This is a genomic window from Herbiconiux liukaitaii (assembly GCF_041927495.1).
GTDB classification, from domain to species: Bacteria; Actinomycetota; Actinomycetes; order Actinomycetales; family Microbacteriaceae; genus Herbiconiux; species Herbiconiux liukaitaii.
The window spans coordinates 280,723-295,973 of the sequence record NZ_JBHFHG010000008.1 but is presented as its reverse complement, the minus strand read 5'-3'; the positions used below and the strand labels follow the sequence as shown (position 1 = coordinate 295,973).

Below are 15,251 nucleotides of genomic sequence, written 5' to 3'. Positions count from 1 at the left end.
GGTGGTCGGGAGACGGGTGGTCAGGTCACGGGCCTGGACGCCGCGGCGTTCGCGGCCGACTTGACGGCGTGCCGCCGGATGGTCTGCGAGACTGCGACCGCCACGATCAGCGCTCCGCCGTAGAACAGCTGCTGCACGTAGTTCTGCGCGCCGAGCATCTGCAGGCCGACGACCCCGGAGAACAGGAAGTACACGGCGATGAAGGTGCCGATCGCGTTGAACCGGCCGGGCACGATCGCGGTGGCCCCGAGGTAGCAGGCCGCGAACGCCGGCAGCAGGAACGACTGACCCGAGGAGGGATCGGCCCCGCCGAGCGTGCCCGCGTAGACGGCCCCCGCCACTGCGGCGGTCAGACCCGACGCGACGAAGGCACCCACGCGCAGCCGCCGCACGTTGAGCCCGCTGAGTTCGGCCACCGCGCGCCCGGTGCCCACGAAGAGCAGCCGCCGGCCGACCGGAGTGGTGGTGAGGATGATCAGCACGATCACGGTGGCCACCAGCCCGTAGACGAAGGCGAGCGGCAGTCCGAGGAACCCGCGCCAGCCCACGGTGGCCTGCACCAGCGCCGGATCGATGCCGGTCACCGAGGAGGCGTTGCTCATCCACTGGATCAGGCCGATCATCAACGTGGACGTGCCCAGGGTGACGATGAACGAGTCGATCCGGAAGCCCACCGTGAGCAGTCCGTTGACGACTCCCACCAGCACTCCCACACCGAGACCAGCGAGGATCGCGGGAATGAGAGGCACGTCGAGCTGGGCGTTGAGCACGGCGATCGTCATCGCCGACAGCGACATGGTCGATGCGCCCGAGAGGTCGAACTCGCCGGCGGTGAGCGGGAAGAGAAGCCCGAGCGCGAGGATCAGCAGCACCGACTGCGAGCCGAAGATGTTCTGCAGGTTGCCCAGGGTGAAGTAGCTCTGCGGCAGCAGGATGCTGAACACGACCACGATGACGACCCAGGCGCCCAGCAGTGCGAAGCGCTCGGTGTGGCCCCAGGAGACGCGGGGCAGTCCTCGACGCGGCGTGTGTGGAGGGGTGGAGGCCGCGGATTCCCGATCGGTGGTGGATTCGAGTGTGGACATCAGTCGATCTCCTCGGCAGTGGCGGATGGACGGTGAGTGGGGGAACCAGGTGCGGGAGCGACGAGACTCGAGACGACCGTCGACGCGATCACGTCGCGGTCGATACGGTCGCCCTCCAGCACGTCGTGCACACGGCCGTGGGCGAGCACGATCACCCGGTCGCAGACCGAGGCGAGCTGGTCGTAGTCGGTGGAGGCGCAGACGATCGAGACCCCCTGGGCCGCGGTGCGCCGGAGCATCGCGAAGATGCCCGCGCGAGCGCCGACGTCGATGCCCTGGGTCGGCTCCTGCAGCAGCACCAGCCGGGGCGAGTCCTGCATCCACTTCGCCAGCACCGCCTTCTGCTGGTTGCCGCCGCTCAAGGTGCCGAACAGGGCGGCGGGATCGGCGGGGCGCACGTCGTAGTCGGCGGCCAACCGGGTGGCGCGCTCCCGCTCGCGCGCGGGCGAGATGCCGAGCATCCCGCGAAGCGCCTGCAGCACCGGCAGGGTCACGTTCTGCTCCACACTCAGCGTGGCGACGCCGCCGCTGACCTTGCGGTCGGCGGGCACGTAGACGATCCGGCCGGCGATCGACGAGCGCGGGCTCGCGGTGGCGAGCGCCGTGACGTCGCCGTGCACCGTCAGGGTGCCGCGCGCGGCCACGGCTCCGTAGAGTCCGGGAAGCACGTCTTCGACACCCGAGCCCGCGAGCCCGGTCACCCCCACGATCTCGCCGTCGGCGACGTCGAACGACAGTCCGTCCACGGCGCGGGCGCACAGGTCGCGCACCGAGACGACGGGATCGCCGAGCCGTGCGCGGGTGTCACGCGGAGCGTCGGCCGAGAGCGAACGCCCCACGATCAGCGAGACCAGTTCGTCGGCCGTGGTCCCCTCCGTGTCGAGGTGCGCCTGCACCCTGCCGGCGCGGAGCACGGTCACCCGGTCGGCGTGCTCGAGCACCTCCGACATGTCGTGCGAGACGAGCAGGGCCGACATGCCGCCGTCGCGGACGAGGTCCTTCACCACCCGGAAGAGCAGGTCGGCGTCTTCCTTCGAGAGGAACACCGTCGGCTCGTCGAGCACCAGCAGGGCACGGCTCTCGCCGAGTTCGGCGACGGCGCGCAGGATGGCGACGAGCGCCTTCTGCGCGTCGGTGAGCGAGTCGACGGTGGCGGCCGGGTCGATGGCGATCCCGTACTCCTCGAACACCGACGCCGCGGCCCGGCGCTCCCGGCCCCAGCGGATGAAGGGCCCGCGGCCGGCGACGACGGTCGCCAACCGCAGGTTCTCGGTCACACTGAGCTCGGGCACCAGGGCGAGGTCCTGGTGCACGAAGCTGATGCCGAGGCGGCGGAAGTACCCGGGAGGAACCGGCACCGGCACCGACCGGCCGCGCACCTGGATCGTCGCCCCCGGCTCCGGCGCGTAGGTGCCGGAGAGGATCTTGATCAGGGTCGACTTGCCCGAGCCGTTCTCGCCCAGCAGCGCGTGCACCTGGCCGGGCCGGATCTCGAGGTCCACGCCGTCGAGGGCGGTGAGGCCTCCGAAGCGCTTGGTGAGATCACGGATGCTCAGCAGCGGTGCCGCGCCTGGCGAGGTGCCCGTCATCGCGAGCGCAGCGGAAGCGAGCGACGATGCCTCCCGGGTGGCACTCATTCTGCGGGGCCCCAGAGTGCCTCGTAGCCTGCGACGTAGGCGTCGCCGTAGCCCTGGCCGGCCACCGGTGGCACTCCGGCCTCGTCGACGTTCTCGTCGGTGAAGACCTTCAGCGGGGTCTCCTCGTTGCCGTCCTCGATGATCGGGGTACCGGTGAGCACCCGCCCCACCTGGTCGAGGGTGGCCCAGGCGAGCCACTGCACGTTCTCGCCGATGTCCATGGTGAGCACGTCGCCCTCCTGCATGATCTGCATCACCTCGGGGGTGCCGTTGAACGAGGAGGTGAAGACCGATCCCACCTTGCCCGCGGCCGTGACACCGGCCTCCACGTAGAGGGTCATCGAGTCGTAGACGGGCAGCACGTAGTCGAGCTCGGGGTTCACCTGGATCTCGGACTGCACGGTGGAGGCGATCTTGGTGGCCCAGTCGGCGACCGGCACGTTGACGACCTTCACGGTGCAGCCGGAGCAGTGCTCGTCGAACTCGCTCTGCATGGCCTCGACGATGCCGTCGGAGGGCGGCACCTCGGCCGAGGTGATGATCAGGATGTCGCCCTGGCCCTCGGTCTCCTGGATGGCCCAGTCGGCGTTGAGGGCACCGGACTCGTTGAACGGTGCGGTGATCTGAGCCGTGATGAGGTCGCTCAGCGCATCCGGGATCGGGTCGCCGTTCTGGTAGGTATGGCTGATCACCACCGGGATCCCCGCGGCCTTCGCACGCTCCAGAGCCGGGATGATCAGCTCGCCGTTGATGCCCTGCGAGAGCACGATGACGTCAGCTCCCTGGCTGATCGCCTGGTCGATCCCCGCCGTGTGCTCGTTGGGAGTGCCCTGGTTGGTGTACTCGACCCACGTCGCGCCGTACTTCTCGGCGATCGCCGCGCCCTCGGCGTCGACCGCGGTGATGTAGGCGACGGCGGAGGAGTTGGGGATGTTGAAGATGGTCTTTCCGGCGATGCCGGACATCTCGAAGGGGTCGGCCTCGAAGGTGAACTCGGGGTCGACGCTGGCGGCCTCGATCTGGGCGGTGGCGTGGGCGATGCCGGCGGCGTCGCCCGACGAGGAGGAGGCCGCTCCGGCGTCGGTCGCGCAACCAGCGAGGAGGGCAGTGCCGGCGAGGGCGAGGGCGAGGGCGAGGACACCCGATCGGCGGAGGGACGTGAGAGATGGCATGGATGCTCCTTGGCGCAAGGGATCACGGAAGTCGGCCCACGGCGGGTCGCCGGGGCGCGAGAATGGCGCTGTGCGGGGGTGAGCAGGTCGGCGGCCTCCGAGAGATCGAGGCCGGCTCCTCTGCTCTGAAGCGAATGTAGCCGCTGCCCACCGGCCGAATCCCACTCCGTGGTAAACGTCGTGAAACGCTTCTATTTCGCTGGGATTAAGCCACCCTCAGCGGGCTTCCGCCACCCGATTCCGGGGCCGAGCGCGCCTCTGGAGCTGCCAGGAAGGCGTGCGGAACCTCGAGATCACGGGGATCACCCATCGTGCAGCCCCCGAAAGCGAGGGCGGCTGGATGTGGCGAAACACGCACGACTCAGGCCGATGCACTTTCCTGAAACATGAATCGCCCTGCGGTGCGCCGTTCAGGGGTGCAACAGCCTCACCGACTCCTCGGCCGTCAGCGGCACTGGGCGGCTGTGGCCACCTGCTCGTCGGTGGGGCGGCCGTAGGCCTCGATGCCCGAGCCGGGGATGTCGAAGCCGAGGCCGATGGAGAACGCCGTCGCCCACGTCTCGTGATCCGAGTTGAACACGGGCCCCGTGAAGAGCGGCTCGCACACCTCGCGGATGAACTGGGTGTGCCCCACCTCGTGCGCCACGATGGCCCTCGCGTTGTCGTCGCCGGCCTCCCAGGCCTCCTCCACGGTGTAGTTGAGGGTGATGATCGACCACCCGCCGTCGCCGCTGTAGGTCTCGGCCGTGCCCGAGAGCCAGCCGTCGCCGAGCCCGCTCACCTCCGGCGCCCACACGAAGTCGAGCACCACGCCGGCGCTCAGCGACCGCGCGTAGGCCTCGATCTCGCGCCTGGTCTCGAGCGCGGGGTCGGCGAGCTCGGCCGCCTCGAGCGCCTGCGATTCCCGGACACCCTGCCTGGCGGCCTCGAGCGTGTCGATGAACGCGCTCGTCCACGATCCCGACTGGGAGGGATCCGCCGCCTGATCGAGCAGCAGGCCCAGGTCGACCCTGCTCTTCTTGGTCGCGAGCGTGCTGGCCTCCGCCTCGGCCCGTGCCCGCGTCGAGAGGGAGGCGAAGTAGGCGACCTCCGCCTCGCTGAGCGACTGCTCGGAGCTCGAGGTGTCGACGGCCGCGGCCAGCAGCTCGTTGGCGGTGAGGTTGGCGCGGTCTGCGGCGGCCTCCACCTCCTCGGCTTCGGCCATCTGCTCCCAGGGCACCACGAGGGGCGGCTTCTCGACGGCCTGGGCTCCGCCGTCCTCATCGCCGTCGGGCCACGCGGAGGTGGCGGCGTCCGCCTGCGTGCGCGCGGCGGTGAGCGTGAGGTCGAGGCTGCCGAGGGCCGAGCGGAGGGCTTCGGCCGAGGCATCCGTGTCACCCGCGAAGGGAGCCGACGACACCACCGTGCGCACACGATCCGCTTGTCTCTGCGTGGTGCCCCACTGCTCGACGAGAGCGCCCTGCGCCTCGCGCAGCGACCCCATGCGGGCATCGAGCACCGAGTAGGCGGAGTCGGTGCGCTGCTCGGCCACGAAGCCCCACCCCCAGTACGCGACGACCAGCGCCACGAGGAGCCCCACCACCGCGGCCGCTGTGCCGAGCGCGCGCTTCACAGACCTCCGCCGCCCGCCCTCCGAGCCACCCACCGACACCATCCCCCCTTCCACCGTCTCAGCGGTGACGCAGGAGGTCGACGAACTCGTCGGCCATGTCGAGCTGCCGCTGCAGCTTCTCGCGCTGAGACACGGCGCGCTCGATGAAGTCGTCGAGCTGCGCGCGGAGGGCCGGATCGTCGCCCTGCTCGAGGGTGTCGATGATGCGCAGCAGCTCGCTCATCTCCTCGAGCGGGAACCCGAGCGGCTTCATGCGACGGATGAGCATGAGCCGCGAGAAGTCACCCTCGGTGTAGAGCCGGAAGCCGCCCTCGGTGCGGCCGGAGGGCTTGAGCAGGCCGATCTCGTCGTAGTGGCGGATGGTGCGCAGGGAGAGCTCGGTGCGCTCGGCCAGCTCGCCGATGTGCATCATCGTGGCGGTGGTCTCGGGCTCCATGGCACCCCTCCTGTCGAATCAACCCTTACGTCAGGGTAGGGTTGCATCTGCCGCTGAGCGTCCAGTGAGAGCACATCCCCTCCCCATTCTCCAGGAGACAGCCATGCCCATCGTCCAGAAGACGGACTCCCCCGACCGCTACCGGCCGAATCCCTCCGTGCTCACCGCGCTCAGGAACCCGCGCATCCTCACCCGCGAGGTGCTCGCCGGCCTCGTCGTGGCGCTCGCGCTCATCCCCGAGGCCATCTCGTTCTCGATCATCGCGGGCGTCGACCCGCAGGTCGGCCTCTTCTCGTCGTTCGTGATGGCGGTCACCATCGCCTTCCTCGGCGGTCGGCCCGCCATGATCACGGCCGCCACCGGCGCCGTCGCCCTCGTCATCGCCCCCGTGGCGCGCGACTACGGCATGGACTACTTCATCGCCACCGTCATCCTCGCCGGCGTCTTCCAGGTGCTGTTCGCGGTGCTGGGAGTCGCCAAGCTCATGCGGTTCATCCCGCGCAGCGTGATGGTCGGGTTCGTGAACTCGCTCGCCATCCTCATCTTCATCGCCCAGCTGCCGCAGCTGCTCGGGGTCTCGTGGCTCGTCTATCCGCTCGTGGCGGTGGGCATCCTCATCCTCGTGCTCATGCCGAGGATCACGAAGGTGGTGCCCGCGCCGCTCGTGGCGATCGTGCTGCTCACCACCGCGTGCGTGGTGTTCGCCTTCGCCGTGCCCACCGTGGGCGACCAGGGCGAGCTGCCGCGCAGCCTGCCGTCGCTGTTCCTCCCGGATGTGCCGTTCACGTGGGAGACCTTCACGATCATCGCGCCGTTCGCCGCCGCGATGGCCGTGGTCGGCATCCTCGAATCGCTCATGACCGCCAAGCTCGTCGACGAGATCACCGACACGCACTCCCGCAAGACGCGTGAGACGTGGGGGCAGGGCGTAGCCAACGTGCTCTCGGGCTTCTTCGGGGGCATGGGCGGATGCGCGATGATCGGGCAGACCATGATCAACGTCAAGGCCTCGGGCGCCCGCACCCGCATCTCGACGTTCCTCGCCGGCGTGTTCCTGCTCATCCTCGTGGTGGGGCTCGGCGACATCGTGTCGATCATCCCGATGGCCGCGCTCGTGGCCGTGATGATCATGGTGTCGGTCGGCACCTTCGACTGGCACTCCATCAGGCCGTCGACGCTCAGGTCGATGCCGATCGGCGAGACCGCCGTGATGGTCGTGACGGTGGTCGTGGTGGTGCTCACCCACAACCTCGCGATCGGCGTGATCGTGGGAGTGATCGTGGCGATGGTGATCTTCGCGCGTCGCGTGGCGCACTTCGCCACCGTCACGCGCGAGGTGCGGCTCGACGAGCCCGTGCCCACCGCCTACTACACGGTCGACGGGGAGCTGTTCTTCGCCTCGTCGAACGACCTCACCACCCAGTTCGAGTACGCCGAGGATCCGGATCGTGTGGTCATCGACATGTCGACGAGCCACATCTGGGACGCCTCCACGGTGGCCGCCCTCGACGCGATCTCGACGAAGTACGAGAGCCACGGCAAGCACGTGGTCTTCGAGGGCCTCAACGAGGCGAGCACGAAGTTCCGCGGCCGCCTCGCCGGCAGGCTCGGCGCGGGGCACTGACACCTGCCGGGGTATCGTCGAGGCCATGAAGAGCATCACCGTCCAGGAGCTGGCCGCACTGCCCTCGCCCGTCGTCATCGACGTGCGCGAGCCCGACGAGTTCGCGTCGGGGCACGCGCCGTCGGCCGTCAACATCCCCCTCTCGCAGCTCGCTCAGCGTCTCGACGAGGTGCCGACGTCGGGCCCCGTGCACGTCATCTGCCAGCTGGGCGGCCGCAGCGCCCAGGCCACCGAGGCGCTCGCCTCTCGAGGCATCGACGCGGTGAACGTGACGGGCGGCACCTCGGCCTGGGTCTCGGCCGCCCTCCCCGTCGACCGCTGACCCCCTCCCCATCATGAAGGTCGCAGAGTCGCTCCACCGCATCGGCAACGACATCGTGGCCGCCTACCTCGTCATCACCCCGGAGGGCGTGACGGTCATCGACGCGGGCCTCCCCGGCCACTGGCGCGACCTCGTGGCCGAGCTCGACGCGGCTGGTCGCTCCCTCGCCGACATCCGCGGCGTCATCCTCACCCACGGCGACAGCGACCACGTGGGCTTCGCGGAGCGACTCCGCCGCGAGCACGGCGTGCCCGTGCAGATCCATGCCGCCGATACGGCTCGCGCGAAAGGCGGCCCCAAGCCGGCCAACGCGAAGCAGCCCATGAAGCCGGGGGCTGTGCTGGGCTTCACCGCCTACGCGCTGCGCAAGGGCGGCATGCGCACCCAGTGGCTGACCGAGGTGGTGGAGGTGCACGACGGCCAGACCCTCGACCTGCCGGGCGCCCCGCAGATCATCGGCCTCCCCGGCCACTCGCCGGGCAGCATCGCGGTGTTCGTGCCACTCGTCGACGCGGTCTTCGTGGGCGACGGTCTCACCACCCGCCACGTGCTCACGGGCGCCACGGGCCCGGCCCCCGCCCCCTTCACCGACGAGCCCGCCGAGGCCCTCGCCTCCCTCGACGCCCTCCTCCCCACGAACGCCACCTGGGTGCTCCCGGGCCATGGAGCCCCCTACCCCGGCGGCATCGCCTCCGCAGTAGCAGCAACCCGCGCCGCCGCCTGACCTCACGGCACCTCGAGGCCTAGGTCCACGCCTTGCGGGGATCCTCCCTGGCCAGCCGTCGCAGAGCGCTTCGAGCCATCACGATCGCGGGGTAGCTCGCGTCGATCTTCGAGAGGACGGACAAGATCGCCTCGAGACGGTTGGACACGGCGACCGTCAGAAGATTGTCATGGTGGGCCACCCGGTTGCGCAGATACCGCAGGGTGTCGAGTTGACTCCCCACGGCGATGCGCCCGGATTCACCGGAGTCCGAACCGGGGAACGCCAGGTGTAGCCCCTCCCGCCAGAGGCTCTGCTGCCTCACTGACGACTCCGCGTTCGACATCGGCCGCAGCAGCTTCACCCAGCTTCCGAACATCAGCTGCGCCACCAGATCATCATGGTTCACCGGGTGGCCCTGCCGAGGGTGATGACGGGCTCGGATCGCAGACTCCCGCTCTGCCCTCCGTCTCGCCTCCCTGATGTCCCGCCCCAGAAGATGGTAGAGCTCACCCTCGGCCGCTCCCGGGTCCGTCCACTCGCGCCGACCACCTCGGTTCGCGTTCCAGGCACCGAGCTGCGGGTCGAGGGCGTTACGCACCGCCAGCTCCACGAACGAGATCTGCGCGTGAAATGCACCCGCCAGCTCCGTGGCCCACAAGTACAGATCCGCGGCCCGGTCGCTTCGCCCACCGGCGGCAGCTCGATACGCAGCCATTCGCGCCGGGCTGAGCAGCGTCTCCAGCGCGTCTTGCTCCACCATGGCAGGAAGCGTATCGTTGAGTCACGAGCGCTGGGCTTGGACCGGCGTGATTCTCTCGAATTCCCCTCACTTTCCGTGGGGGGAATTCTGTTTCCGGCGATGGATCGCTTTCACGCCGGTTACCAGGGCTCGGGGTGGCGGGTTCAGGGGTGGCGGGCTCTGTGGCGGCGGACTGCTGCTCGGTTGGCGCAGCGCACCGAGCAGTAGCGCTGGGTGCCGTTGCGGGAGACGTCGACCACCACGTGCGTGCACGGGTCTGCGGCGCAGCGGTGCAGGCGGTGCATGCCGCGCGTGGTGAGGTGCAGGGCCGTGCCCACGCTGATCACCGCGGCCAGCACGTGCGGCAGCCCCTGCTCGGGGTCGCGGTAGTGCAGGTGCCAGCCCTCGCCGTCGTGGTCGGTGAGTCGCGGATGCGCCGCCACCGCCGCCATCTGCGCGTTCAGCAGCACGGCGCGTTGCGCGTCGTCGGGGGCATCCACCACACGCAGCCACTCATCCAGCACCGACCGCACACCCGCGTGGTCGGCCGCGTCGACCGGGAACGCCATCGTCATCCCGAACTCCCTGGTGCGCTCCACGATCCCCGCCCGGTCGGCCGGCCAGTCGTCGACGAGCGACGCGGCCATGAGGACCGCGTACTCTCCGTAAGGGTTGAGTTGCATAAGGCCATTACAGCACGCTGAGATCATGAACGCAGCAGCAGCCACCGGCATGGCCGTCACCGCCCTGGGCATGGTGCTCACCCCCGGCCCGAACATGATCTACCTCGTCTCGCGCAGCCTCAGCCAGGGCCGCGCGGCCGGCCTGATCTCGCTCGCCGGCACGGGCGTGGGCTTCGTGGTCTACCTGACCATGGCCAACCTCGGCCTCGCCGTGGTGTTCGTGGCGGTCCCGTGGCTCTTCACCGCCCTCAAGGCGGCGGGCGTGGCCTACCTCGCGTGGCTCGCCTGGCAGACCCTGCGACCAGGAGGCCGAGGCGTCTTCGAGAGCCGCCCGATCCGCCACGACTCACGCGGCCGGCTGTTCCGGATGGGCCTCGTCACCAACCTCCTCAACCCCAAGACGGCCCTGCTCTACCTCGCGCTCATCCCCCAGTTCATCGACCCCGCGGAGGGCGATCCGACCGCGCAGGGCTTCGCTCTCGGCGCCATCCAGATCGCGGTGAGCCTCACGGTGAACGCCGCCTTCGTGCTCACCGCCGCCGCGTTCTCCGGGGCTCTCGCCGCCCGGCCCGCCTGGACCATCTGGCAGCGCCGAGCCTCGGGCACCCTCCTCGCGGGGGCCGCCGTCGTCCTGGCGCTCGACCTCGCCACGCCCGCCCGCCCCTGACGGAGCGCTAGGCCGACTGGGGCTGCTCGGTGGCGAGGGCGCGGCCCAGGCGGATGCGGGGTCGGCCGGGGCTGAGGCGGAAGGCCGGAATGGTGAAGAGGTCGGGCCGCGGGGAGTCCTGCTCGAGGGGGCGGAGGATCGTCATCATCGGGCCCAGCGAGGGCGCGATCGGCGCCCAGGTCTGGAGCGGCCTCCGGCGACGAGCGCCCTGCTTGCCGTCGGTCGAGGCAGAAGCGGCACCCAGGTGGAGGAGTCGGCCGCGCACGGGGGCCGTGCAGAGCTCCGCACCGCCGGTCACGACGGTGCGCAGCAGCAGCCCCAGCTCCTCGGCGGGCAGGATGGCGAGCCCGCCCACGGTCCGCCGGTTGCCCAGGCACTCGATGGCCGCGACATCGCCGAACTCCACGCACGAGATCTCGTCGCGCCCGCCGGTGATCGCGAGCGACATGGCGGCCGGCTCGATCGGCCTGATCCTCACGGTGCCCTTCCCCGTGGGCCCGGCGTCGACCGTCACGACGGCATGCTCGTGAAGATCCGCCTGCAGATACGTCGCAAGGCGCTGCATGCTGTCCATGAGGCTCCGGGAGGGGGGATCGGGTTGCTTTCGACCCTAGAAGGGTCGCCGTGACCGCCCCACCTGAATCACCCCCGAATCACCCGCGGGTGAGCAGGCGACCCTCCTCGAGCCGGAGCATCCGGTCGGCGCCCAGGAGCACGGCCGCGTCGTGCGACACGCACACGACGCCGGCACCTCGTTCGGCCTCCTCCCGCATGACCTCGAGGATGACGCCGGCGCTCTCGTCGTCCAACCCGGTCGTGGGCTCGTCGAGCAGCAGCAGATCCGCCCGTCGCACGAGCCCCTGCGCGAGGAGCGCGCGCTGCCGCTGACCGCCCGACAGCTCGTGGAACGGCCGGGTCGCCAGCGCGGAGATCCCCAGTCGCTCGAGGCTCGCCGCGATCGAGGCACGCGCCTGGGCAGAGAGGCGGCGCCAGGGCCCGATCCCTCCCCAGGCCCCCACCGTCACGACATCCCGCACGGTGACGGGCAGCCTGTCGGAGACCGCGGCGCGTTGCGGCACGAACGCCCGTGATCCGCGCGCAGACCACGAGCCCGACGTGGGGGCTCGGGAACCCGCGATGACCTCGAGCAGGGTGGACTTGCCGGCGCCGTTCGGCCCTCGGATGACGGTCACGACCCCCGGTTCGATGTCGACGTCGAGAGGGTGCAGAACCGTCAGGCCTGCGAAGTCGACGCGGACGGAGCGGAGTCGCGCCAGCCAGGGGCCCGGGTTCGAGGAGGAGGTCACGCCGCCACGCTACCGCATTTGATAATGGTTCTCATTATCGGCTACGGTCGTGCCTCGTGACCCTTCTCACCGACCTCCTCGAGCCCTTCACGCTCGACTTCCTGCAGCGCGCGCTCGTGGGCGGCGCCCTCGTCGCCGTGCTGTGCGGAGTGGTGGGCACGTGGGTGGTCATCCGCGGCATGGCCTTCCTCGGCGAAGCCCTCGCGCACGGGATGCTGCCGGGCGTCGCCCTCGCCACCCTCCTCGGCGCACCGGCCCTGGCGGGCGGAGCGGTGAGCGCGATCGCGATGAGCCTGGGCATCGGGGCCCTGCAGCGGCGCGGGCGGCTCTCGTACGACACGAGCATCGGTCTGCTCTTCGTCTCGATGCTGGCCCTCGGGGTCATCATCATCTCCCACTCGGGCAGCTTCGCCACCGACGCCACCTCGATCCTCTTCGGCGACATCCTCGCCATCACCGACCTCGACCTCGTGCTGCTCGGGATCGCCACGACGGCCGGCGCGGTCGTGGCCGCGCTCACCCACCGCTCGCTCGTGGCGCTCGCCCTCGATCCACGCATCGCCACGGTGCTCGGGCTCCGCCCGCGGCTCGCGCAGGCCGTGCTCGTGGGCCTCGTCACGCTCGCCGTCGTCGCCTCCTACCAGGCGGTCGGATCGCTGCTCGTCGTCGGACTGCTGCTCGCGCCCGCCGTCGCCGCCGCGCAGTGGACCACCCGCATCCCGACCCGCATGCTGCTCGCCGCGCTCCTCGGCGTGGTCGCCGTGGTGGTGGGCCTGCTCGTCTCCTGGCACGCGGCGACAGCCGCGGGAGCCTCGGTCGCCATGGCGGCCATCAGCCTCGCCGGTCTCTCGTGGGCCGTTCGAGCACTCACCCACCGCGCCCGCGCCCGCGCCGCGCGCATCCGCACCACCCACTGACACACCATTTAGGACTCCACGAAACCATGCGACACCCCCTCTCCGCCTCTCCGCTGGCCGGAGCGCTCCTCCTCTGCCTCGCCGCGTGCTCCGCGGGCCCGGCCGACACGGCGCCTGGCGGTTCCGCCATTTCCGGTGACAGCGCATCCGGTGACGGGCACGGGTCGGTGGTAGGTGCCGCCGAGGTCGCCGAACCGCAGCTGGGTCTCACGACGATCGATCCGTCCGGCACTGTCACCCACCTCGACCTGCTCGACGAGACCGTCACCGAGATCGGCCGGATCGGTGCACCGACATCGATGGCGACCGACGGGCGCTACCTGTTCGCCGAGACCGCCGACGGGCTGCAGGTCGTCGACAGCGGGGTCTGGACCTGGGATCACGTCGACCACTTCCACTACTACCGCACCGAGCCCCGCCTCCTCGGCACCGTCGATGCCGGAGGCGCCAGCGGTGGCGACAGCGGGGGCGACAGCGACAGCGGCGCAGGTGGCGTGGCCATCGCGACGACCACCCTCTCCACCACCGGCGGCACGGGCCTCTTCTTCGCCGACTCCGGCGACGCCGTGCTGCTCGACACCGAAGCGCTCTCGAAGGGCGAGATCACCGAGAGGTTCCGGATCGCGACCGATCCGCACGCCGGGATGGTGGTGCCCGTCGGCTCGTTCGCCCTCGTCACGCACGCGCAGGGCGGCACCGCGGCATCCGTCGTGGGCTACACAGCCGAGGGAGACCGCACGGGCATCGAGGAGCCGTGCCCGAACGCGGCCGGCACCATCACCACGCGCGTCGGCGCGGTCATCGGATGCAGCGACGGCGCGCTCCTCGCCTCGGTCGAGAGCGGCGAGCTGACCGTCGAACGCATCCCCTACCCCGACGGCACCACGGCCCCTGCCGCCACGAGCTTCGACAACCGCGAAGGCCGACCCACCGTCGCAGCCCTCGCGGGCACCGAGGGCATCTGGCTGCTCGACACCCGGGAGCGCTCGTGGACCCTCCTGCCCTCCCCCGCACCGCTCGCCCAGGTGGCCGCGGTCGACGACGACGCCGAGAACGTGCTGGCCCTCACCCAGGACGGGCGGATGCTCGTGCTCGGCGGCGAGGACGGCTCCCTGCGCGCACAGACGGAACCGCTCGTGCAGGCGTCGCTCGCCGCGGGCGGATTCCCTCGGCTCATGGCCGATCAGCAGCGCGCCTACCTGAGCGCTCCCGTGGAGCACCGGTTGTTCGAGATCGACTTCGCCGACGGCGCCCGGATCGCGCGCACCTTCGACACCCCCACCGAACCCGCCTTCACCGCCGAGACAGGACGCTGACCATGCGCCGCACGATGCCCCTCCGCGCCCACCGCGCGACCGCACCCACGGCCCGGCCCGGCGCCAGGTTCGCGACCGCGCCCACGGTCCGGCCCTCCGCCAGGTTCGCGATCGCGTCCGCCCTCGCCCTCGCCTCCGTCGCGCTCCTGGCCGGCTGCGCACCCCAGGCCGACGACAGGCCGCTCATCGTGGTCTCGACGAACATCCTCGGCGACGTGGTGGGCGAGCTCGTGGGCGACGAGGCCGAGGTGCTCACGCTCATGAAGCCCGACGCCGATCCGCACTCCTTCGAGATCTCCGCCCAGGAGGCAGCCCGGCTGCGGTCGGCCGACCTCGTGGTCTCGAACGGCCTGGGTCTGGAGGAGGGGCTGCAGCAGCACCTCGACGCGGCGGCTGCGAGCGGTGTGCAGACCTTCGTGGCCGGCGACGCGATCGACGTGCTCGAGTACCGGGAGGGCGACGCCGCCGGCCTCCCCGACTCGCACTTCTGGACCGACCCGGGCCGCATGCTCGACGTCGTCGATGCCCTCGAACCGGTGCTGGCAGGTATCGACGGTGTCGACGCGGCCGCGATCGCCGAGCACACCGACACCTACCGAGCAGCACTGCAGGAGCTCGACGCGGAGATGACCGAGGCCTTCGGGGCCCTGCCCGCCGAGCGGCGCGCGCTCGTGACCAACCACCACGTGTTCGGCTACCTCGCCGATCGCTTCGACTTCACCGTGGTGGGCGCCGTCATCCCGGGCGGCACCACGCTCGCCGCGCCCTCCGCCTCCGACCTCGCCGACCTCGTGCGGGCCGTCGACGAGACCGGGGTGCCCACGATCTTCGCCGAGTCGTCGTCTCCCGACCGCCTCGTGCAGGCCCTCGCGAGCGAGGCCGACGTGCACGTCGACGTCGTGGAGCTCTACACCGAGTCGCTCACCGCCCCGGGCGGCGGCGCCCCCGACTACCTGACCATGATGCGCGTCAACACCGACCGCATCGCCACCGGGCTCTCCCCGTGAGCGCCCACCACTCGAAGAAAG

Annotated in this window: 16 protein-coding genes; 7 read left to right on the top strand and 9 right to left on the bottom strand. The window is 70.7% G+C overall.

Features of this window, described 5'->3' with window-relative positions; genetic code table 11:
* Positions 1–20: 20 nt before the first annotated feature.
* The 5 genes from ACEXQC_RS17950 to ACEXQC_RS17930 all read right to left on the bottom strand — a co-directional run bounded on the left by ACEXQC_RS17950 (position 21) and on the right by ACEXQC_RS17930 (position 5,942).
* Complete coding sequence (locus ACEXQC_RS17950) at positions 21–1,085, bottom strand: ABC transporter permease (RefSeq protein WP_374825494.1); 1,065 nt, start codon at positions 1,083–1,085, stop codon at positions 21–23.
* Positions 1,085–2,722, bottom strand: coding sequence for a sugar ABC transporter ATP-binding protein (locus ACEXQC_RS17945; protein WP_374825492.1), 1,638 nt, complete (start codon positions 2,720–2,722; stop codon positions 1,085–1,087). Before ACEXQC_RS17945 ends, ACEXQC_RS17950 begins: the two co-directional genes overlap by 1 nt.
* On the bottom strand, positions 2,719–3,894 hold the full coding sequence (locus tag ACEXQC_RS17940) for a sugar ABC transporter substrate-binding protein (RefSeq protein ID WP_374825490.1): 1,176 nt from the start codon (positions 3,892–3,894) through the stop codon (positions 2,719–2,721). The genes ACEXQC_RS17945 and ACEXQC_RS17940 overlap by 4 nt, the downstream gene beginning before the upstream one ends.
* Positions 3,895–4,339: 445 nt before the next feature.
* Positions 4,340–5,506 carry a hypothetical protein gene (locus ACEXQC_RS17935; RefSeq protein ID WP_374825488.1) on the bottom strand — a complete coding sequence of 389 codons (1,167 nt, stop codon included), beginning with the start codon at positions 5,504–5,506 and terminating at the stop codon, positions 4,340–4,342.
* Between the two features lie 58 nt (positions 5,507–5,564).
* Positions 5,565–5,942 carry a helix-turn-helix domain-containing protein gene (locus ACEXQC_RS17930; RefSeq protein ID WP_374825486.1) on the bottom strand — a complete coding sequence of 126 codons (378 nt, stop codon included), beginning with the start codon at positions 5,940–5,942 and terminating at the stop codon, positions 5,565–5,567.
* A 103-nt stretch (positions 5,943–6,045) separates the two neighbouring features.
* On the opposite strand from ACEXQC_RS17930, the gene ACEXQC_RS17925 reads away from it, so the two are divergent.
* From ACEXQC_RS17925 to ACEXQC_RS17915, 3 genes are read left to right on the top strand one after another with little or no spacing between them, the layout of a single operon-like run.
* Positions 6,046–7,566: a SulP family inorganic anion transporter gene (locus tag ACEXQC_RS17925; protein WP_374825484.1), complete on the top strand. Its 1,521-nt coding sequence runs from the start codon at positions 6,046–6,048 to the stop codon at positions 7,564–7,566.
* 25 nt (positions 7,567–7,591) lie between these two features.
* Positions 7,592–7,888, top strand: coding sequence for a rhodanese-like domain-containing protein (locus ACEXQC_RS17920; RefSeq protein ID WP_374825482.1), 297 nt, complete (start codon positions 7,592–7,594; stop codon positions 7,886–7,888).
* Between the two features lie 13 nt (positions 7,889–7,901).
* Positions 7,902–8,612, top strand: a complete 711-nt coding sequence (locus ACEXQC_RS17915; protein WP_374825480.1) for an MBL fold metallo-hydrolase — start codon at positions 7,902–7,904, stop codon at positions 8,610–8,612.
* Positions 8,613–8,631: 19 nt separating this feature from the next.
* Here ACEXQC_RS17915 and ACEXQC_RS17910 read toward each other — a convergent pair whose 3' ends face one another.
* Entirely contained in the window at positions 8,632–9,354 is a 723-nt protein-coding gene (locus ACEXQC_RS17910; RefSeq protein ID WP_374825478.1) for an Abi family protein, read from the bottom strand.
* Positions 9,355–9,497: 143 nt separating this feature from the next.
* Positions 9,498–10,016 carry a CGNR zinc finger domain-containing protein gene (locus ACEXQC_RS17905; RefSeq protein WP_374825476.1) on the bottom strand — a complete coding sequence of 173 codons (519 nt, stop codon included), beginning with the start codon at positions 10,014–10,016 and terminating at the stop codon, positions 9,498–9,500.
* Between the two features lie 25 nt (positions 10,017–10,041).
* Here ACEXQC_RS17905 and ACEXQC_RS17900 point away from each other — a divergent pair, with 25 nt between their 5' ends.
* Positions 10,042–10,683, top strand: coding sequence for a LysE family translocator (locus ACEXQC_RS17900; protein ID WP_374825474.1), 642 nt, complete (start codon positions 10,042–10,044; stop codon positions 10,681–10,683).
* Between the two features lie 7 nt (positions 10,684–10,690).
* Here ACEXQC_RS17900 and ACEXQC_RS17895 read toward each other — a convergent pair whose 3' ends face one another.
* Positions 10,691–11,197: a hypothetical protein gene (locus ACEXQC_RS17895; protein ID WP_374825472.1), complete on the bottom strand. Its 507-nt coding sequence runs from the start codon at positions 11,195–11,197 to the stop codon at positions 10,691–10,693.
* A 139-nt stretch (positions 11,198–11,336) separates the two neighbouring features.
* Positions 11,337–11,990 (bottom strand): zinc ABC transporter ATP-binding protein AztA, encoded by a 654-nt coding sequence (gene aztA / locus ACEXQC_RS17890; protein ID WP_374825470.1) that lies wholly within the window; start codon positions 11,988–11,990, stop codon positions 11,337–11,339.
* Between the two features lie 56 nt (positions 11,991–12,046).
* Here aztA and aztB point away from each other — a divergent pair, with 56 nt between their 5' ends.
* Genes aztB through aztC form a run of 3 tightly spaced genes read left to right on the top strand, consistent with a single transcriptional unit; the run spans position 12,047 to position 15,230 of the window.
* Positions 12,047–12,907, top strand: coding sequence for a zinc ABC transporter permease AztB (aztB, locus tag ACEXQC_RS17885; protein WP_374825468.1), 861 nt, complete (start codon positions 12,047–12,049; stop codon positions 12,905–12,907).
* Positions 12,908–12,933: 26 nt separating this feature from the next.
* The gene (locus ACEXQC_RS17880; protein ID WP_374825466.1) at positions 12,934–14,223 is read left to right on the top strand and encodes an ABC transporter; all 1,290 of its coding nucleotides are present in this window, start codon (positions 12,934–12,936) and stop codon (positions 14,221–14,223) included.
* A 2-nt stretch (positions 14,224–14,225) separates the two neighbouring features.
* On the top strand, positions 14,226–15,230 hold the full coding sequence (gene aztC / locus ACEXQC_RS17875; protein WP_374825464.1) for a zinc ABC transporter substrate-binding protein AztC: 1,005 nt from the start codon (positions 14,226–14,228) through the stop codon (positions 15,228–15,230).
* Positions 15,231–15,251: the final 21 nt, after the last annotated feature.